At 37.3% G+C, this 19,232-nt stretch carries 19 protein-coding genes and 1 pseudogene; 15 read left to right on the forward strand and 5 right to left on the reverse strand.

The window, feature by feature from the left end; translation table 11 throughout:
- Positions 1-77 precede the first annotated feature (77 nt).
- The 4 genes from CC204_RS19080 to CC204_RS19095 form a co-directional block, all read right to left on the reverse strand.
- On the reverse strand, positions 78-1,544 hold the full coding sequence (locus tag CC204_RS19080; RefSeq protein WP_227011204.1) for a sensor histidine kinase: 1,467 nt from the start codon (positions 1,542-1,544) through the stop codon (positions 78-80).
- Complete coding sequence (locus tag CC204_RS19085) at positions 1,489-2,133, reverse strand: response regulator transcription factor (protein WP_088268154.1); 645 nt, start codon at positions 2,131-2,133, stop codon at positions 1,489-1,491. The genes CC204_RS19080 and CC204_RS19085 overlap by 56 nt, the downstream gene beginning before the upstream one ends.
- 15 nt (positions 2,134-2,148) lie before the next feature.
- Positions 2,149-2,775, reverse strand: coding sequence for a hypothetical protein (locus CC204_RS19090; RefSeq protein ID WP_088268156.1), 627 nt, complete (start codon positions 2,773-2,775; stop codon positions 2,149-2,151).
- A gap of 61 nt (positions 2,776-2,836) precedes the next feature.
- Complete coding sequence (locus tag CC204_RS19095) at positions 2,837-3,406, reverse strand: glycoside hydrolase family 73 protein (protein ID WP_088268158.1); 570 nt, start codon at positions 3,404-3,406, stop codon at positions 2,837-2,839.
- A 240-nt stretch (positions 3,407-3,646) separates the two neighbouring features.
- Between CC204_RS19095 and CC204_RS19100 the strand changes: the two genes are divergently transcribed.
- Genes CC204_RS19100 through CC204_RS19115 form a run of 4 tightly spaced genes read left to right on the forward strand, consistent with a single transcriptional unit; the run spans position 3,647 to position 6,162 of the window.
- Positions 3,647-3,961 carry a rhodanese-like domain-containing protein gene (locus tag CC204_RS19100; RefSeq protein WP_088268160.1) on the forward strand — a complete coding sequence of 105 codons (315 nt, stop codon included), beginning with the start codon at positions 3,647-3,649 and terminating at the stop codon, positions 3,959-3,961.
- Complete coding sequence (locus CC204_RS19105) at positions 3,961-5,613, forward strand: FAD-dependent oxidoreductase (protein ID WP_088268162.1); 1,653 nt, start codon at positions 3,961-3,963, stop codon at positions 5,611-5,613. The genes CC204_RS19100 and CC204_RS19105 overlap by 1 nt, the downstream gene beginning before the upstream one ends.
- Entirely contained in the window at positions 5,613-5,918 is a 306-nt protein-coding gene (locus CC204_RS19110) for a rhodanese-like domain-containing protein (protein WP_088268164.1), read from the forward strand. The genes CC204_RS19105 and CC204_RS19110 overlap by 1 nt, the downstream gene beginning before the upstream one ends.
- Entirely contained in the window at positions 5,908-6,162 is a 255-nt protein-coding gene (locus CC204_RS19115) for a metal-sensitive transcriptional regulator (RefSeq protein ID WP_088268166.1), read from the forward strand. The genes CC204_RS19110 and CC204_RS19115 overlap by 11 nt, the downstream gene beginning before the upstream one ends.
- A 484-nt stretch (positions 6,163-6,646) precedes the next feature.
- Here CC204_RS19115 and CC204_RS19120 read toward each other — a convergent pair whose 3' ends face one another.
- Positions 6,647-7,774: a tyrosine-type recombinase/integrase gene (locus tag CC204_RS19120; protein WP_088268168.1), complete on the reverse strand. Its 1,128-nt coding sequence runs from the start codon at positions 7,772-7,774 to the stop codon at positions 6,647-6,649.
- A gap of 379 nt (positions 7,775-8,153) precedes the next feature.
- Between CC204_RS19120 and CC204_RS19125 the strand changes: the two genes are divergently transcribed.
- From CC204_RS19125 to CC204_RS19175, 11 genes and pseudogenes are all read left to right on the forward strand, one after another.
- Positions 8,154-8,840 carry a winged helix-turn-helix domain-containing protein gene (locus CC204_RS19125; protein WP_088268170.1) on the forward strand — a complete coding sequence of 229 codons (687 nt, stop codon included), beginning with the start codon at positions 8,154-8,156 and terminating at the stop codon, positions 8,838-8,840.
- A 22-nt stretch (positions 8,841-8,862) separates the two neighbouring features.
- A complete protein-coding gene (locus CC204_RS19130) occupies positions 8,863-12,552 on the forward strand; it encodes a pectate lyase-like adhesive domain-containing protein (protein WP_088268172.1) in 3,690 nt (1,229 codons plus the stop codon).
- 14 nt (positions 12,553-12,566) lie between these two features.
- A complete protein-coding gene (locus CC204_RS19135) occupies positions 12,567-12,893 on the forward strand; it encodes an LPXTG cell wall anchor domain-containing protein (RefSeq protein ID WP_088268174.1) in 327 nt (108 codons plus the stop codon).
- A complete protein-coding gene (locus tag CC204_RS19140) occupies positions 12,890-13,696 on the forward strand; it encodes a WxL domain-containing protein (protein ID WP_088268176.1) in 807 nt (268 codons plus the stop codon). The genes CC204_RS19135 and CC204_RS19140 overlap by 4 nt, the downstream gene beginning before the upstream one ends.
- Before the next feature lie 33 nt (positions 13,697-13,729).
- Complete coding sequence (locus CC204_RS19145; RefSeq protein WP_088268178.1) at positions 13,730-14,515, forward strand: WxL domain-containing protein; 786 nt, start codon at positions 13,730-13,732, stop codon at positions 14,513-14,515.
- Positions 14,516-14,612: 97 nt separating this feature from the next.
- Positions 14,613-15,685 (forward strand): annotated as a pseudogene (locus CC204_RS19150) (DUF916 and DUF3324 domain-containing protein).
- A 475-nt stretch (positions 15,686-16,160) separates the two neighbouring features.
- Positions 16,161-16,439 (forward strand): hypothetical protein, encoded by a 279-nt coding sequence (locus CC204_RS21595; protein ID WP_227011205.1) that lies wholly within the window; start codon positions 16,161-16,163, stop codon positions 16,437-16,439.
- A 16-nt stretch (positions 16,440-16,455) separates the two neighbouring features.
- Complete coding sequence (lepB, locus tag CC204_RS19160; RefSeq protein WP_088268184.1) at positions 16,456-17,151, forward strand: signal peptidase I; 696 nt, start codon at positions 16,456-16,458, stop codon at positions 17,149-17,151.
- A 219-nt stretch (positions 17,152-17,370) separates the two neighbouring features.
- Positions 17,371-17,772: a DUF3224 domain-containing protein gene (locus CC204_RS19165; RefSeq protein ID WP_088268186.1), complete on the forward strand. Its 402-nt coding sequence runs from the start codon at positions 17,371-17,373 to the stop codon at positions 17,770-17,772.
- Positions 17,765-18,652 carry a helix-turn-helix transcriptional regulator gene (locus CC204_RS19170; RefSeq protein ID WP_088268188.1) on the forward strand — a complete coding sequence of 296 codons (888 nt, stop codon included), beginning with the start codon at positions 17,765-17,767 and terminating at the stop codon, positions 18,650-18,652. Before CC204_RS19165 ends, CC204_RS19170 begins: the two co-directional genes overlap by 8 nt.
- A gap of 62 nt (positions 18,653-18,714) precedes the next feature.
- Complete coding sequence (locus CC204_RS19175; RefSeq protein ID WP_088268190.1) at positions 18,715-19,146, forward strand: hypothetical protein; 432 nt, start codon at positions 18,715-18,717, stop codon at positions 19,144-19,146.
- Positions 19,147-19,232: the final 86 nt, after the last annotated feature.

A 19,232-nucleotide genomic window follows, 5' to 3' on the forward strand; every position in this document is an offset into this window, starting at 1 on the left:
CTGTTACAGAAATATGGCAAAAAAAGAGTACGATCCACAAAGAAGGATCGTACTCTGGTGCTAGATAAGGAAGGCGCTTATACTACTCTTTCATCAAAAAAGGCAGCTTTCGCTTTTTTATTGAAATGCAAATTGAAAATCAACGTTTTATGAACGAGTCGTGCTTCGATGTCAAAGCCATGTTCATTCATGATCGATTGAACGATCGATAAGCCTAGTCCCGTGCCTGACAGATTTTTATTGCGAGATTTTTCATGAACATAAAATGCTTCCCACAGTTTTTCAATATCAAAGTCTGAAGGTAAGGAGGTTTGATTACTGATCGAAAATTCAATAAAGTCATTCGTTTCCCGCCAGCTGACTTGGATTTCTTTATCTGTTGTATACTTGATGCTGTTGGTCAATAAATTGTCAAACGTACGCTTGATCAATAAAGGGTCAGCTTCAATCAGGGACATTGATGTATCTGTTTGGGCTTCCAATAGTAAAATCATCTCTTTTTCCAGTAAGGATTCTTGATCTCGTAATGTTTGCTGCCAAATCTCTGACAATTGGATGGGCACTTTTTGTAGTGTTTGTTGCTGTTCTAATTTTGCATAATCAAGCATTTGGTCAACGATCTCATTTAATCGTTGGGCTTGCTGGAGGATGATCGTCAAATAGGTGCCATCGTCTAAACCATCTTCGATGCCTGAGCCATAAGCTTTGATCAAGGCAATCGGTGTTTTCAATTCATGGGTCAAATCAGCTGTGAATTGCTTTAATTGGTCATTTTTTGCAAGTAGATTCTTTTGATACGTTGCCAAAGCGTGACTCATTTTGTTGATACTGACCGCTAGCTCACCAATTTCATTTGCAGGAATATTTTCAGTAGTTACAAAGGTCAAAGCGGTGATCTCTTCAGCTACTTTTTTTAACTCAACCAGTGGGTCAGTAATTTTTCTAACAGAAACATAAATCAAAAAGATGATCAAAATCAACGTAAGACTCAGTGAAATCAAGTTAAAGCTATTGATCAAGGCTGCTGTTTCAGAAAAATTAACGGTAGAAACGCCAACCAAATAGAACGTGTCATCGATCACCATCATTTCAACGAGAAAACTAGATTTTTGTTTTCCTTGATCAAAGCTTCTTTGGATCGGTCGAGCCGTTTGACGCAGCTGATCTAAAGTCTCCTGGGTGACCCAAAAGCGGTTCAAAGCGACTTTTTTTCTATTTAAGTTCAGTGTCAAAGCTTCATTGAAGTCGTCAAGTGAGGCTCCGTCGATCGGTTGTGTAGTTATCGTCACTTGATGCTCGTTTTCAAGGCGCTCCAGTTGTTCTTCACTAGAAGAAGATTGCTGAATCATTTCCATGACAGAAGTTACTTTATGCTCCATTTTAGCGTTATAGTAATAAGGAACGATCATCGTATTGAAAATAAACATGACAAAAAAACTGGCAATGATGATCAACGAAAAAGTGAGAGTCAGTGTTGTACTGATTTTTCTAGTTTTCTTTTTCAATGAGATACCCAACTCCTCTTTTTGTTGTGATGATCTCATCACCGATTTTTTCCCTTAATCGTCGAATATGTGTATCTACAGTACGAGCGACACCCTCGTAATCCATACCCCAAACACCAATTAAAAGCTGTTCCCGGCTTAAAATCGTTCCGCGATTTTTGACGAAAAACAGCAGCAGATCGATTTCTTTTTTTGTTAGATCGATTGATCGTTCGTTTTTCCAGACACTCAGTTTAGTCGGGTCGATCACAAGGCTTTTTACCGTGACCAATTCTGTCACACCGAGTAATTTTTTGACTCTCAAAACTAACACTTGAGGATGAAAGGGTTTTGTGAGAAAGTCGTCTGCACCACTGGATAAAGAGAGAAATTCATCCTCACCAGTTGTTTTAGCAGTCAACATCAGAATTTTAACTGGACTTTCTGATTTGATGGTTTTGATTACTTCGATACCATCGATTTTCGGCATCATCCAGTCGATGATCGCTAAATCTATTTTTTCTGTATAAAAAAGATCAAGTGCGGCTTCACCATCAAAGGAAGGAAAGACAGTAAACCCTGCCTGTTTCATATAAGCACTTAAAATCTGCACCATTTCTGGGCTATCATCCGCAATCAAAATATTCATAAGCAGCAGCTCCTTTTATAACCTTGTTACTTGTTTATTTATATGCAAAAACTGACAAAGTAGAACCAACCCAAACACGCCCATCAATGGCAAGTCTACGCAAAGAAAAAAACGGCCGGGGGTATATAAAAAATCCTTGATCCATGAAGTGTTTGTCCTAAAAAAATCCGCATAAAGCAGTTCAGTGCTAAGCACGCCAATAAAAGTACTTGGAATGGCAAGAAGTAAAAAGTCTGAAAAAATCTCACTCGTTACTCGAATACCAGAACTGCCAAGTAATTTTTTGATGATCAACTCTTTTTTATCCACTAACAGAACCTGTTGAAAATGAATAAACAGGTAAAAAAGACCAGCGATAAATAATCCTAGACTAATCAGAAGCAGTCCATTTTTTAGCGTGGTCAATAAAAAAATCAAATTTCTAAGAGCCGCTGTCTGTGAAAAGGCATCGATCATTTCAGTTTGACTTAGTAGATGTTCACGTTCCAATGTCTCAAAATGCTTCAGTGTAAGTCCTATACGAATGAGAAGCGTCGAAATAAAAAAATAAGCGATGATCGAGAAACTTTTAATGAAAGAGTGCCACTTATTCCTCAATAGAAAACGTCCACTGTCAATTAAAATAGAAGACAAAGTATTCATAAATCAACCTTTCTCCACCTACCAATAGATAGTGTTAGGTGGATTTGTGTTCTTATTAGAATTATTTATCAAATTTATCTAGTCGAAATTCCTCGATCAAGGCGATCAATTTTTCGGCATACTCTGGATCAGTTGCATAACCGCCATTTTGCAAAGCAATAGCGGCTTCACGATAATTTTTACTTGTCTTGATCGACTCGTACGTTCCGCCATTTAAAAATTCCATATGATCGACCATTGATTCTTGGATCGTTGTGTATTTCTTAAATGAATCATCGATCGTAATTTGTTCACCATCAATGAATTCTTCGGTGGGCATAATACTAGACTGCTCGTTGAATGCACCTTTGATCCCGAAAAGATTATTCGCTTCAATTGCTAGATCACTACGTCCCCAATCAGATTCCAAAATGGCTTGAGCGATCGTGATGCTGGCAAATAGATGCGTTTGTTTTTGTAAGATTTTGGCTTCAGCCGCGATTTCATCGATAAAAATCTGTTGATACGCAGTGGCTTCATCTTGAATGGGTTGTTCTTCGTTATTAAAAATTAAGAAAATACTCGCAATTGAAAGAAGTAAAATCAATAATAGCGGTAAAATATTTCGTTTGATAAGGATTCTTTGATTCATGTCATCCCCTCTTTTCCTTTAGTGAATAAAGTTAGTATAGTGGTTCAATGTTACAAAAAGATGCCAAATAAGTTAATAATTGTTTGGCTTTCTTAAGAAATAATTCAGTTTGATTAAGAAAGTTTTGAAGAATGAAAAATGGATGATAACGAAAAAATGAAACAAACCCCTTTACAAGTTATAAAAAATGATTTATGCTAAGTTCTGTAAATACCCATAGGGGTATAAAAGGAGGAGCATATGTTTTCATTTTTTAACAAAACATCGATCGATTTATCGGAACTTCAGCAAAAGCTAGACATGAAATCTGAAATCATTGATGTACGTGAGAAGTCAAAATTTCAAGCAGGGCATATACCTGGAGCTAAAAATATTCCACTGAGTAAAATCGGCTCATATAGCTTAAAAAGCGAACAGCCGATCTATGTCATCTGCCAATCAGGTTTAAGAAGCAGACAAGCGACGAAAATATTACGAAAAAAAGGCATACAAGCATTTAATGTCAAAGGTGGAATGAGCCGCTGGTCAGGTGCAGTTAGAGGAGGAAAATTATAATGCGAGTAGTAATTATTGGTGGAGTAGCTGGCGGAATGTCTGCTGCGACTAGATTAAGAAGATTATCAGAAGATATCGAAATTATCGTCTTGGAAAAAGGGCCGTATGTTTCTTTTGCTAATTGCGGACTGCCTTATTATGTATCTGGAGAAATCACTGAGCGTTCAGAACTGATTTTACAAACTCCTGAGCAGCTGAAAAAGAGATTCAATATCAAGGTGTACACTGAAACAGAAGCAGTTGAAATCGACCGTCAAAATAAAACAGTTCAAACAAATTCTAAAGGAAAAGAAGAAACGATCAGTTATGACCAATTGATTTTATCCCCTGGAGCTCAACCGATAGTTCCTGAAATCGAAGGCTTGTCCCAAGCGACCAATCTACACACCTTGAGAAATGTCCCGGATGTCGACAAAATCGTCGAAACGGTGAAACGTGAACAGCCAAAGCAAGTGGTTGTCATTGGAGCTGGATTTATCGGTTTGGAGATGGCTGAAAGTCTAAAACATTTAGAAATGGACGTCACATTAGTAGAAGCAGCTCCACAAATTTTACCACCATTAGATGAAGAAATGGCCGCATTTGTTGAAAAAGAACTGATACAAAATGGGATCACTGTTTATAAAGGGGCTGCTGCATCGGCGTTCAAGGATTCTGGGAAAATAATTGAGCTAAGCACAGGAGAAACGATCACCAGTGACTTTACCATTCTGTCTATAGGAGTCAAACCTTCTAGTGAATTGGCGCAAGCTGCTGGTTTAGAGACAGGGTTACGTGACGGAATTCTTGTTGATGAAGCTTATCGTACAAGCGATCCTGCTATTTATGCTGTGGGTGATGCAATCGTTGTGAAACAGCAAATTACAGGCGAAGCTGCCTTGATTTCACTCGCTTCGCCAGCCAATCGTCAAGGAAGACAAGTAGCAGATGTGATTATGGGCGTTGAGCGGAAAAATCAAGGCAGTATTGGTACAGCAATTGTTCGTGTCTTTAACTTGGCAGCTGCAAGCACTGGTTTGAGTGAACGTCAATTACGTAATGATAAAATAGACTATAAAGTCGTTCATACTACATCAAAAAGCCATGCAGGCTATTTTCCGGGGAGCCAATCCATCGTAATGAAATTATTGTTCCATCCTGTTTCTGGGAAAATTTTTGGCGCTCAGGCCGTTGGAGCAGATGGTGTAGATAAACGAATCGACATTATTGCAACGGCGATCAAAGCTGGGATGACTGTGATCGATTTACCTGAATTAGAGTTTACTTACGCGCCACCATTTGGGTCAGCAAAAGATCCAGTCAATATGATCGGTTATGCTGCAGCAAACATTCTAGAAGGGTTTTCAGAAAATATTCAATATTATGAACTAAAAGCAGCGATCGAAAACGGCGCGTTGTTGCTTGATGTGAGAAATCCAAATGAGCTAACCAATAATGGAGCGCTACCACAAGCTAAAAATATTCCATTGGATGAACTGAGAGCGCATTTAGATGAATTACCTAAGAATCAAGAAATCATTGTGAGCTGTCAAAGTGGACAAAGAAGCTACTTAGCAGAACGAATCTTGAAAAATAATGGCTTTACCGTAAAAAATTTAGATGGTGCATTTCAGCTTTATAGCATGATTTACCCCCAGGAGGTTATTAAATAATGTATAAGTCAATGATGATCGATGAGTTTGAACAATTACAGAAAAGAAATCAATTAGAAATTATTGATGTGCGAGAAGTGGACGAATATCAGTCTAGTCATATCAATGAAGCAAAAAACATGCCTTTGAGCACCCTGCAGGAGACCGCTGAGACGTTGGACAAAGCGCAAGAATATTATATTATTTGCCATTCTGGCGGACGCTCTCAAATGGCTAGTGAATATTTTGCTTCATTAGGGTATAATGTAACGAATGTGATGGGCGGAATGTCCGCTTGGAGAGGAGACGTTACTCGTGGGATGTGATCCTAAATTAGCCAATCGTTTAAAACGTTCTGAAGGACAAATTCGCGGCGTTTTAAAAATGATGGAAGAAGGTAAGGATTGTCGAGAAGTTGTGACTCAGCTGATGGCTGTCCGTTCCAGTATCGATAAAGTAATCGGACTTGTTGTGACAGAGAATTTGAAACAATGTATGGAAGATGAGCAGATCGATCTTTCCAATGAAGATCTAGCAAAAGCTTTAGAGATGATCGTGAAAACTAGATAAAAAAAGCGTTAAACTTTTTAGCCAGAGGCCTGAAGTTTAACGTTTTTTTTAGTGAATAGATGATTCGTAAGGTACTGATTTAGAATAATTAGTTCCAAATCATTAACACGTACTTTTTTTTATAGATCTATTTCAAGAAGTAAAATATAACACTATTCAGAGAATCATATAGCCCTATTTTTTTGTTTTTTCTGAAAAAAATATTCGTAATAGCGATAAAATTTGAATTATTTTGAAAAAAACAAATTAAATATAGTATAGTTTAAGTAGTGATGTTAAATAGTTGAAAAAAATAATTTGAAACCATTTTAGTTATTTAATTGAAAAAATATGTTTTTGTCATTATTTTCTTATAACTTCTACTTATAAGAAAAAATGGTAAAAAAATCATATATATCTAGATTCCAAGCCGCCAAATGACCATTGCTTTGACGGCTTTTAAAACAAAAAAATAAAACCAATATCAGGATCTATTGGTTTAATGTCATTTGAATAAAGGGGGTTTTTTCAACAATGCATCAACGGCTTTCATGACTTCTTGTCGATGCTCCAACAATGAATCGGCATAGGTGTCGAGTGTGAGCTTTGTCGATCGATGCCCCAAAATTCGACTCAAGCTAACAATATCAACTCCTTGTTCCAAACACCTAGTTGCAAATGTGTGTCTCAACACATGGAAATGAATCGATGCGAACTCTGTTTCACGAATCATTCGTTTAAAACGATAATTAATGACTCTTGGCTCCGCCAGTTTTCCTCGACAATGAATCACGTATTCAGAAGGAGAGGTTTCTTTTTTTTCAAGTAAATAGTCTTTTAAATTAGTTGCTAAAGGAATCACTCTGCTAGAATATGCTGTTTTTGGGCTTCCAGAGATTAGTTCTGTTTTATTGATCGTGCTATGTTCATCGATAATTCTTGAAATCGTTCGATGGACTCGAATCAATCCTTTATCAAAATCAATATCTTCCCATTTGAGTCCACTGATTTCTCCTATTCTCATCCCCGAATAGAGAGCTAAAATAATTGGGGAGCACTCCGTTTCACGGAAGGCCAGTTCTTCTAATTTTCTCTGCTCCTTACTACTTAATGAGTGAATAATCGGCACCGTGTGCTTAGGTAAATGTACTGAATTACATGGATTTTTATCTAAATACTCATTTTTTACTGCTTCTTTTAAGGATTTATTTACGATAGTAAAAATCAAACGAATCGTGCTGTTTGCTAGATTTTTAGCAAGTAATCCATCAACAAATTCTTGTAACAGTGCAGAAGTTATCTTTGCCAAATGATATTCTCCCAGAGTAGGCAAAATGTGCTTACTTAGCAATCGAAAATAATTTGAATAAGTTGTGGCTTTCACTGTTCGTCTTACAGTATTATTAAGCCAGTAAATAATCCAATCTTGATACGTTTTATGGGAAGAAATCACAGTCTCTTGAGTGACTAACTGTTTTGCTTTTAGAAAAATCAGCTTTTCTTTCACCTCACTATACTTTTTCCCATAGACGTATCCATAAATAATTTTTTTCGTTGGTGTTCGTTGTTTAATGTAACGACCTTCCCAGCGACCGTCTTTTCGTTTATAAATATTTTCTCCTTTTTTAGACATCTTTCATCATTCCCTTCCAACATTTCTTGACGATTATTTTGACGGCTCATTTTTATTTTTGATATAACGCTATGAAAACAATGTTTTTTAGTGATTAAAATCAGAAATTTGTTTTATAAGCAACAAAACTCTTTCATTATTCTCTTATTTTTCAAAAAAATATAAAAAAATTGATAAGATAAAAACGAAATAATACATTGACTTCAAAGGTTTTTTAGATTAAAGTTATCTTTGTTAAATGAATTCCGACTGAGATATAGACTCTATTTTCCTACAAGTAGAAGTTATACGAAAGAGTTTAGATATTATACTACATTTCTGAAAACAATAGGGAATGAAATGCTCTTGATTTAAATAATCAGAATTTGGGAGGCACGTCATGTATAAATTAGGAATTATATCAAAAAAAAATTATTCCGAAAAAATAATATCCGAGTTTGAAAAAAATGGTTTCATGCTGACATGTTTAACCAAAGAACAAATCTGTAGTGACGGATTGGATGGCATTTTTATTGAAGAAACAGAAGAACATTCAATCAGTCTCATTTGCGAATTGGTGTTGTCGATTCGCAAAGAAAGTGATGTGTTTATTTGGGTTCTCTCTAAAAAGTCAACGACTGTCGATCGGCAAGTTTATTTACAACTAGGGGTCGATAATGTATTTAATAGTAACTACTTTCCTGAAGAACCCTTATTAGTTATACGGAACACGTTTACTAGAAAAATGAAACAAATTCCAGCAGAACAAAAAACAGAAATGAATGATTCCGAAATAAATTCGATGAAATTGGACCCAAGAAATTTAAGTCTCTCTGTCGTTACAGGTGAAAACCAGGTGAAAGAAATTGCTTTGACAAAATTAGAGTATCGGATTATGGAACTATTATACAGCAATCCTGGAAAAGCCTTCTCATATAAAGAAATCCATGAAGCTCTTTGGAAAATTCCATACAGCGATCGGCCGTATCGGGTAGCTAATCTGGTTTTTCACATCAGAGATAAATTGGAAAATACATCTATTTATATCAAGACTGTACGATCTAAAGGGTATCGATTGATTTTATAAGCAGTTGAAAGGAGGTGAAAAAATGAAAAGGAAAAAAAGACTCTATTTATTTCTAAGTTTCATTACGATCGTAGGCATCTATTTTTACCATAGTACACCATTGCTTAAAGCAGAAGAATCTACCAGTCAAAGTACTGTAGAGTCGACACCGCCCCTTTCAACAACCGAGTCATCTAAAGCTGATGTTACTAAAAATGAATCTTCAACGCTAGGTGAGACTAATAAGAATGTAAAGACTATACAGCCCCAAATGACAAATCTTGAAACGTTTGAATTATCAGAAAATGGGACGGGGATCGTAGCTAAGAATATAGCAAAAACAATGACGGATATTCAAAGCTATAACGGTGATACTGAAGCAATCAAACAGATGATTCTCAGAGATACTGAGGCAAAAGCATATGGAGTGTCTGGCGGATCTATCGTTGAAGTAACCGATAAGATCCAACTATCTGATCTAAAAGGACTTGATACAGTTGCAACGAATGATCTACAAGAGTTTCATTTGACGTTGACCGTTCCTTCAAGTGAGTCAGGAACAGGCAGCGATTTGACAAGTGAAGTCATCGTTTATGTCGGAAATGTAGCAAAAGTAAGTACATGGGATCAACTGGATGCTGCATTGATGAGTAACACGGTAACGATTGTCGATGTGCAAAATTCTATGACCAATACTGTAACGAACAGGACGGATCGAACTGTCTCGGATAACCGACCAAATTATGTGTTATTAGGAAATGGTTACTCTCTTGATTTTATTGGCTATTCTTATAGATGGGGAACGAATACATCGATCGTACACAAAGCAGTTGTCGATAATGTAGATATGTATGGAGGGCACTATTATGGACCTGTGACGATGTGGGATAGAAATGCCTATGGCTCAAGTATCACGTATCGAAATGTAAATTATACAGGTTCACAAGTGACGGCCTCTTTCCAAGCGCTTTTACGCTTTGAAGGGAAAAACGTCATTAAGTCTAAAGCAACAAGTTACACCTCTTATGATGGAGCTACTCGCAATATGGCCAATACCAATCAATCTGGTTTAGAGTCACATACACTTTTATTTGCATCTAATACGGACACAACGATCGAAGTAGAAAATGGTGATGGTGTGATTTTAGGTAGCTGGTACTCTAACTATGATACGGTCGCAACGATTCAACCTTCTTTGACTTTAGAAGAAAATGCTACTGCAACGATTCGTACGTTAGGGAACGCGGGAGAAACAAATTCTTGGCAAACTGATGGCGGCAATATTCCTTCTGTGATCAGCGTTCAAAGAAATGGAAAAATAAATGTCGGTAAAAACGCCACATTAAATGTTGAGACCGCAGATGGAACAACACGTGTACCCGTACGTTTAGGTTACCAATCAGCAACCTCTCAATGGACGACGAGTATCGATCTGGAGGAAAGCAGTCATTTCAATGTGAACATCAACGGTCCGATTGCGACGACTAGTTCACGTGCAGGATTTATGCTTCAACAAAATTCCGCTATCAATGTCGGTGACAATGCAGAGATGACTATCAATGCAAATCAGATGACAGCTGGTGCTCCGGTCATTTCTATGGGACAAAACGCCAAATTTGATGTCGCAGAAAAAGGGCAGCTGACGTTGAATAAAAACGGGGGAGTTGGACGTCTTCTTGATCTTTCTAATGGCTCTAAATTTAAAGTAAGTGATCAAGGTGCAACAAAGTTTATTTCCACAAATGAAGGAACATCGACAAGCTCAATGATCTATGGAGGTAGTGGTTCTTCTTTTATTATTGGTGATAAAGGAACCTTTGAGTCTGTTATTAAAGATGGGACTGGCGTTCGGAATATGCTGGATTTTGGTAGCAATACTACCTTCCAATTCTCGAATGCTCAAAAAATAGACTTGGATTCACGGGGGAATACAAATGCAAATTTGATCAATATGACGAATCCAGGGACGTTTACAGCTGATATTCAGGAAGTTTCTTCTTGGAGTAAGCAGGATGCAGCACAAGTAACACCAACATTCCACTGGACACCGATGTATGGAATGACGATCAAGTATAACGGTATTACTACAACAAGTGTTTCAGGAAATAGTATTACAAATGCGATCCAAACAAATTTCATAAATAACTATCGAACAGAAAACTTTTCAAGAATTGTTTATGATTATATTCCAGATGTGATCGTTGGAGTAGATGAAATCAGTGATAATAAAGCACTAGAAAGCGGTCAAAAAATTTCTGGGACAGTCAATAATGATGCAGCAATGCTGTTTTATCTAGTAACAGATGAAAACGATCCAAGTAAAGATGTATTGTTAACAACTCCGGATGTAGCTTCTCCAGTTGAAGGCGATGCACGAAAATTTCATACGATCGCGGATGATAAAGGAAAGTTTACTTTTGAGTTACCTGAGAATGTTACGTTGAAAGCAGGACAAAAGATAAAAGCTTATGGATGGTTAAATGGGAAGGACAGCTACACGAATCAAACAGTTTTAGATAAAACGCCTCCAAAAGGAGAGTCCGTAAATTATCATGTTGCTTTAAACGAAGCTGCACCGACTGCAGATAAATTTGTAAGTAATCCAACCGATTCTAATCCAACACCACAAAATTTCACGTATGCTTTTAATGCAGAAACACCGCAGTCGTTGGTTGACAGCTTTATGGGTCAACTTGGTGAACATACTGTAAAAGTCGACTTATCGGATGAAGCAGGTAATATGACGACTGTTGTATCTACTCTTACTGTGAACAAGGCAACACAAGAAATTTATGGCTCTGATATAGAAGCACCTTATGTCGATATTCGTAATTTATCCGAAGAACAACTGAAAAATTACATTCTTACGCATAGCCAACCAACCGCGTACAAATTAATGGATGGTGAAAAAACAGATCTTAGTTCATTTATAAAAGTGACGGATTTTGGTGGATTGAATGATATCGCAACCATTCAACCTAAAGCATATCCCGTGACGCTAACAGTCAAAGCTAGCGATTCAGGATTGCCAACAGATATCTCTACGACGATCAATGTCACAGTTGTTGACGTAGACGCAGTGTTGAATGTCGAGTTTGTGAATGAAGTAGAGCAAGTACTTTCAGGTTATACAGTGACACTTGATACACAGGTAGGAGATACGATCGATCTGACTAAAAATACTGAAGTTCAAGGTCAATTAGAGAACGTATTATCAGCAGGGTATGATATCGCTCAACGTCCAGAAAATGAGACTGCAGTAAAAATTGATAATACAACGGTGACTGTAAGATACAAACTGCAGGGGGTATTGAGTTTAACTTCAGTACCGCATGCGTTGGATTTTGGAACATTGTCGTATGATGCAACAACCAAACGAGTAGAAGAGCCAGTTTTTGATGAGCAACTTGTTGTGACTGACACGCGTGCAGAAGCAGCGAATGGTTGGCGTATGACCGCTTCCTTGTCTTCTCCAATGCAAAATGCCAAAGGGCAAGAATTGACGAATGCTTTACGCTATGTGAATCAAGGAAAAGAAACGATTTTAAACCAAGATGCACAAGTTATTTATACCAATACGCAAGGGACTATGGGGAGCTATACTGTCAGCAACGGCTGGGGAACTGCCCCTAATACGGATGGAATCAAGCTTCAAATCAATTCCTCAGATACGGTATATACAGGAGATTATGTTGGCGTCATTACATGGAAAGTGATGGCAGGACAACCATAAAAGGAGAGAGAAAAATGAAACAAATGCGAGTTATCTTGTTCTGTTGCTCTCTGATTCTATGGATAGGGGTCTTTTCTACAGAAACCGTTGTTCAGGCAAATGAAGGAAATGGTGGTCAAGTCATTACAGATGGAAAAATTTCATTTTATGAAGGAACGACTGAGACCAGCAGTTCTACCAGCACAGAACCCAGTTCAGCGACGCCAAGCAAATCGATTGGAAAACCGCTTCCTAATACGGGAGAACAGATCAAACACTATAGTCTAATTGGAGGCGGCTTGCTTCTTTTAGTCCTAATCTTTCTCTTTTTTACTAACAGGAGAAAGGGGGAGCAGAAATGAGATTCACACACACTTCTTTTATAGCTAGTATGACGGGTCTTGTCCTTTTGTTTAGTATCAATAGTTTATCTGTGCAGGCAGCTCCCGATACTATGGAGCAATCTGGATCAGTCTCAGTAAAAGGAAGTTCAACGACAAACCCTGTTGATCCTGAAAATCCAGGTACAATAGTTGATCCTGGGAAAAGCCCATCTACAACAGGTCCACTTCGGATCGATTATGTATCAGCACTTGATTTTGGTGAAAGTAAAATCACGAAAGGTGCTCGTCGATACAATGCACGAGCGCAACAATTTTTTGGTGATACAGGACCAAGAGGAAGTTATATCCAGATCACAGATCAGCAGGCGGATTCCTCAGGCTGGACATTACAGGTCAAACAAGAGAAGCAATTTACGAATCCGATCATTCAAAACGTTGAGGAACAAGAGTTGAAAGGGGCAGTCTTGTCTTTGGATAAAGGCTGGGCAAATTCTAGTAGTATTAGTGAAGCCCCAACAGTAACACGCGAAACGATTGCTTTGAATTCGATTGGTTCGGCATATGAAGTAGCGACTGCACGAAAAAATAGTGGTAAAGGAATTTGGACGATCACATTCGGTGCTTCAGAGAGCAATACGAATAATCAACCTCATACACTAACACCAGTCGTTGATGCTTCACATAAGCCAATTATAGATCAAACCTATAACAAGCCAGTGTATAGCAATTCAGCAATTACTCTGACCGTACCAGAAACAACGGTGATACATCCGGTCGAATATCAAACGGAGATAACTTGGATATTAGCCAAGTTGCCTTAATAAATTACACACACTTTTAGGAGGAACAACAATATGAAAGCAAGAAGTCTTTGTGCAACAACATTAGCAGCAATTTTAGGAGTAACTTTATTAGGAAGTGCTACACCTGCATTTGCAGCTCCAACAGAATTAAATTCAACTGGTACAGTCAAAGTTGAAGAAGGAACAGCCGGTGGTGGAGATCAAGGAACAGTCGATCCAGAAAACCCTAACGAAGTATTACCAGATCCTGATCCAGAATCACCTGGAGAAAATACAAACTCTGATAAAGGGCCTTTAGTTGTTGAAAAAACAACTGATCTAGATTTTGGTACGATCAAAACTTCTGCAGATGCAGTTACAAGTTTTGCTAAACCAATGAGCTTTGAAGCAGGAGCAAAAACTCGTGGCGCATATGTTCAATGGGCAGATGTTCGTTCAGGCGGTACGTATGGATACACTGTGACAGCACAATTATCAAGTCAATTCAAAGATACTACAGGAACAAATGTATTGACAGGTTCAACAATTGATTTTAGTAATGGACTTGTTTCTGCACAAGGAAGCAATACAAATACAGTGCCATCAAATGCACAAACAGCATTCCAATTAACAGAAGCAGCAGATGATGCTAAAACGATCGTAACTGCCAGCAAAGATTTAAAAGAAGGTAAAGGTCGTTATATCATGGAATTTGGTCAAAGTAAAGATTCTACAGTAGGGACTCCAGATACGGATACGAGCTCTGTTAAATTAACTGTACCGGCAGCAACGGCTTCAAATATGGCAGCAACTGATTATACAGCAACAGTAACATGGAAAATCGTTGCAGCACAATAAGCATAATAAACTGATTCTAACAGTTTTTACAGACCAACAAGTGAATCTTGTTGGCCTGTATACATAGAAAATCATTTCAAAATAAGCGAGGTTGGTTATGAAAACACATAAGTCTTTTACGCTGCAGTATACTATTTTGGTTTTTAGTATAATTGTAGGATTTTTATTTTTAGCTAAAGCAACAGCGGTGTCTGCTGAGGAGGAGAATTCTGCAGGTGCAACAGGATTTACCTATAGTATCAGTTTTCCAGATAATCAAATAGATAAAGAATTAGGTTATTACAAGTTGAAAATGACGCCTGGACAGGAACAGCAATTAAGTATTATGTTAAGCAATCCAAGTGCAGAAAAGGTTGTGATCGATGTCAAATTGAATGGGGCAAAGACCAATCAAAACGGTGTGATCGAATATGGTGAATCAGCGATCAAAAATGATCCATCCTTAAAATTCAATTTTATTGACCTTGTAGAAGGCCCAAAATCTGTTGAATTAGCGCCAGGAGAAACTAAAAGTTTAGAGTTGACAGTTAAAATGCCAGAGACAGAGTATGATGGAGTCATTGCCGGTGGTATTCAATTGATGCGTGCCGGACAAGAGGCAACAACGAATAGTGGTGGATCTAAAATCATCAATCAATACGCCTATGTCATTGGTGTACTTTTACAGGAGAATGAGGCTGTAATTCAACCCGATTTATCATTGAATAGTGTAAAAGCAGGCCAAAACAATTACCGAAATGCAATTTTTATCAACTATTCTAATACCAAAGCTGCTTATTTAAATGATATGACTGCAGAAGTACAATTACTGAAAAAGGGAAAGAAACAGTCTTATATGAGCGAAAACAAACAGCTATGCGGATGGCGCCAAATTCGTTTATCGATTTTCCTGTTAGCATGAACGGCGAGCGAATGATCCCTGGAGATTATGAAGCAGATATTCTGATCACTTCTGGGGATAAAAAATGGGCTTGGAAACAAGCATTCAAAATTACCGATGAAGATGCAAATAAATTCAATGAGCGAGATGTCGGTTTAGTTCAGGAAAAAAGTTTGGATTGGAAATTGATCCTATTACTTGTTGCAGCATTTCTTATAGGAATTTTCCTTCTTTTCTTAGTTGTTCATTTCTTTAGAAAAAAAAAAGCACAAAAAGAATATCACGAATAAAAAAAGCAAGGAAGCAGAAAAAACAAGCTTCAGGAAATTTAAGTACTAAACAGAAAAAAACAAACAATTAATGCAGTAGGGGAGCTGAAGTGAGTGTCTACTATAGATTGGATTTTCATTATAGGTATAGCAATGACGATCGTTGTGCTCCTCGGATCAGGTTATTTTTAGTGAGATTCATACGAATAAAACAGCAAATCAGACGACTGCCAGCCAGGCGGTTAAAAATAAAAAAGCAGCGAATAGTAGTGAAAAAGCGAAAATGCTTATAAAAAAGCAAAAATCAGTTTTAGATTTTTCTACTGCTCTTATTTTTAACAGGATTATTTGCTGGTGCGACCAGTTACCTTTCTTATTATCAAGCGATGAACCTGACGACGAATGATTCAGATTCAGTAGTGAAGGGATATTATCTTTTACGTGATTTGAACAACAATTAGCGGTTGCTAAAGAAAAAGGCGACAATGAAGAAAAAATGCAGAAAAATATCCGCTATTTAGCGACAGCGATGGCCAGCTACGGAACAAAAACAGCCAGTACAATCAATTCAAAAGAAGGTCAGTTGACATTGAATCGTTATTATAATGCGATCAAGCAAGTTGGGATGAATGCCAGTACACAAACTAAAAATTTTTATGGAAATGCCCAAATCGTTGATAGCTTTTTAGAAGATATAGAGAAAGTAAAAGTTTACGAGAAAGCAGCATTTACTTATTATAAAGTCGATGAAACAGCCTTTTCAGAAGAAAAGTAGGCGGAGTGAAAAAGTCATGAAGAGAAAATCATTGCCTAATCCCTCAACTGTCAAGAAAATAAGCGGAAACCCTGCTAAAGAAAAGGGACAGCGCCGTATTCATTCGTCTAAAAAGCATAGAAATAAACGTCAGATACAGAAGAAACGCGTACTAACTACATCAAGCAAAAAGAAACAAGCTCGTCATAAGCGTAAAAGAATCGTTAAAGAGTTATTTTTAGCTTTTTTTAGTGGAAGTATTCTTATACTGTTAGTTAGCTTTTATTTTGTTAGGATCATTACCGTGAGTGGGTTTGGGATGGTTCCGACTCTACGTGAAGGAGATAAGGTAGTAACGAGAAAAACGAGTGATCTAAAAAGATTTGATTTAGCTGTCTTTACTTTAGGCAAAGAAAAAAAACAAGTTCGACGTATAATCGGTTTGCCGGGAGAGACAGTTTATTATCAGTCAGATATTTTATACGTTAATGAGCATCCGATCGATGAAAAATTTTTGATCGAAGAGATCAATGAAAACCAAAAAAATGGCCGCAATTATACGGAAGACTTCACACGAAAAACAGTCGTGGTCCCTGACCAATATTATTTTGTATTAGGAGATAATCGACCATATGCGACAGATAGTCGGCATTATGGATTCGTAGCTAAGAAGAATATCATCGGAAAAGTAACGGCTCAGTTTTTTCCGATCAATGAATTCAAAGTCTTTTGAAGGAGAATAAGAACGAAGAAACATCCTCTTTTGGATTAAACATTGTTACTTGCGACTCAGAAAAAAATCAGTATTCAAAAAGGAGAACAGCATTTTCGTTGTCCTCCTTTTTTCGTTTATGGGGAATAGATTTTTTTGGTGAAAAATAGCTTATTTGACAATTGCAGCTTGAAAAAAGAACATATGTTTGGTATCCTTTAATTATAAGGAGGGGTAAGTATGAGTACAACATTTAACGTGACCAAGTGGGACGAACAGGCGATTGATGCTGAAAAGACAAATTTTCCGCTCAATCAAGTTCATGCTCAGTATGAGCTTGAAGGAGATTTGCAAGGAATCGCATGGGTTGAATATCTACTGTACTATATTGAAAGTAATCAAGAAGACGGTCATCTTGCAACAGCTAGAATTACTGGATTTCTTCATTTCGAAGGACAGTATAAAGGAAAAACAGGAACCTTTACAGCTGCGGAAAAAGGCCTATTCGATAAAGGCGCACTGGATTCCCCTGGAATGATCATCAAAGGGACAGGAGAATTACAAGGTCTGTCTGGCTCATATCAGTATGATTTTATTGGTGAATCAAGCAAATTGATTTTGGATTTTAAAGTACATGAATAATTTATCAAGGTTATTTTACATCATGCACTACCTGACGCTCCATAATAAAGTGAAAGCGACTTATCTGGCAGAACAATTGGAAGTTTCGACGCGGACGATTTATCGTGACATTGATGTATTGTCTGCTCAGGGCTTTCCCGTATACGCTAAAAGTGGGCGTGATGGCGGGATCCATTTGCTGGATACACATCATTTGCCAGCGACTTTTGTAGATGATGAAGAGCAGGACCAAATTATATTAGGCTTACAGAACTTATCAGCAGCGAATCTGAATAATGTCGAACCTTTAGTCAATAAACTTTCCTCCTTATTTAATAAAGAAATAGAGCCTTGGATCGATATCGATTTTTCAACTTGGGGACAAGAAGACGAAGCTCGTGCAATCGAATTGATCACAGAGGCTAAAACCAAAGGCAAGTGTATTTCTTTTTATTATAGAAATACCAAAGGTGATGGAATATCCCGGGAAGTAATGCCGAACAAACTGATCTTTAAGCAAAACGCTTGGTATCTTGCGGGATATTGTTTTGTTCGAAAAACGACTCGCTTGTTTAAATTAAAGCGAATCACTCATTTGATCATGACAGACACTGAAATTGATGAATTACTTTTGGATAAGGAATATCAGCCGGAATTTGAAACAACTGATGTTGTATTCAAAGTAAAGAATGAGCTGTTTTACAGAATCAAAGAAGAGCTATCTGAGCTCGAAATAGAGCCTAATGAAAAGTATACAACAGTAAGAACACAGCAACCTAAAGGTAGTTGGCTGACTTCTTACTTACTTTCTTTTGGGAGTGCGATCGAAGTAATAGAGCCAGATGAAGTCAAAATTCAAATTAAAGAGGAAGTCCAAAAACTTCAGCAGATTTATTCGTAAATACTCTTGAATTGCTGATTATTGATTGAGATAATAGCATGGAATAGAGAAAGAGGGATAACATGAAACAACTATGGTTTGAACGATTGCTTCATTGGAATGGAAAAATACAGAAATTATTAACTGGAAGATATGCACGAATCGATCAACTTAATCGTACGTTATTGACGCTTAGTTTGATTTTGCTAGTATTAAATTTATTTTTACCAACTTCTTTTGCATTTTATGTAGCATTTAGCTTGTGGTTATGGTCAAATTATCGTTTCTTTTCAAAACGGATATATCCAAGAGCTAATGAAAATACTCGTTTTGTGGCAAGCCGACAGCAGATGATAACATCTATTTCGATGATCAAGACAAAGTTTATCCATCGTAAGGCATATCGTTATTTTAAATGTCCAGCTTGTAAACAGCAGTTACGCGCGCCGAAAAAAAGAGGCAAGATCAAAGTAACTTGTTCGAAGTGCCAAGAGCAGTTTTTTAAGATAGTTTAAAAATGAATACATGTAAAGTATTAGATTGAAAATTGACTAAGAAGAGTTGATTTTCAATTTTTTTATTGAAAAACGAACGATCGATT

It is taken from the genome of Enterococcus wangshanyuanii (assembly GCF_002197645.1).
Classification (GTDB): domain Bacteria; phylum Bacillota; class Bacilli; order Lactobacillales; family Enterococcaceae; genus Enterococcus_L; species Enterococcus_L wangshanyuanii.

Coding starts and splice junctions, on each gene's coding strand:
- CC204_RS19080 (WP_227011204.1), bottom strand. CDS start 1,544: ATGAGATCATCACAACAAAAAGAGGAGTTGGGTATCTCATTGAAAAAG.
- CC204_RS19085 (WP_088268154.1), bottom strand. CDS start 2,133: ATGAATATTTTGATTGCGGATGATAGCCCAGAAATGGTGCAGATTTTA.
- CC204_RS19090 (WP_088268156.1), bottom strand. CDS start 2,775: ATGAATACTTTGTCTTCTATTTTAATTGACAGTGGACGTTTTCTATTG.
- CC204_RS19095 (WP_088268158.1), bottom strand. CDS start 3,406: ATGAATCAAAGAATCCTTATCAAACGAAATATTTTACCGCTATTATTG.
- CC204_RS19100 (WP_088268160.1), top strand. CDS start 3,647: ATGTTTTCATTTTTTAACAAAACATCGATCGATTTATCGGAACTTCAG.
- CC204_RS19105 (WP_088268162.1), top strand. CDS start 3,961: ATGCGAGTAGTAATTATTGGTGGAGTAGCTGGCGGAATGTCTGCTGCG.
- CC204_RS19110 (WP_088268164.1), top strand. CDS start 5,613: ATGTATAAGTCAATGATGATCGATGAGTTTGAACAATTACAGAAAAGA.
- CC204_RS19120 (WP_088268168.1), bottom strand. CDS start 7,774: ATGTCTAAAAAAGGAGAAAATATTTATAAACGAAAAGACGGTCGCTGG.
- CC204_RS19125 (WP_088268170.1), top strand. CDS start 8,154: ATGTATAAATTAGGAATTATATCAAAAAAAAATTATTCCGAAAAAATA.
- CC204_RS19130 (WP_088268172.1), top strand. CDS start 8,863: ATGAAAAGGAAAAAAAGACTCTATTTATTTCTAAGTTTCATTACGATC.
- CC204_RS19135 (WP_088268174.1), top strand. CDS start 12,567: ATGAAACAAATGCGAGTTATCTTGTTCTGTTGCTCTCTGATTCTATGG.
- CC204_RS19140 (WP_088268176.1), top strand. CDS start 12,890: ATGAGATTCACACACACTTCTTTTATAGCTAGTATGACGGGTCTTGTC.
- CC204_RS19145 (WP_088268178.1), top strand. CDS start 13,730: ATGAAAGCAAGAAGTCTTTGTGCAACAACATTAGCAGCAATTTTAGGA.
- CC204_RS21595 (WP_227011205.1), top strand. CDS start 16,161: ATGCAGAAAAATATCCGCTATTTAGCGACAGCGATGGCCAGCTACGGA.
- lepB (WP_088268184.1), top strand. CDS start 16,456: ATGAAGAGAAAATCATTGCCTAATCCCTCAACTGTCAAGAAAATAAGC.
- CC204_RS19165 (WP_088268186.1), top strand. CDS start 17,371: ATGAGTACAACATTTAACGTGACCAAGTGGGACGAACAGGCGATTGAT.
- CC204_RS19170 (WP_088268188.1), top strand. CDS start 17,765: ATGAATAATTTATCAAGGTTATTTTACATCATGCACTACCTGACGCTC.
- CC204_RS19175 (WP_088268190.1), top strand. CDS start 18,715: ATGAAACAACTATGGTTTGAACGATTGCTTCATTGGAATGGAAAAATA.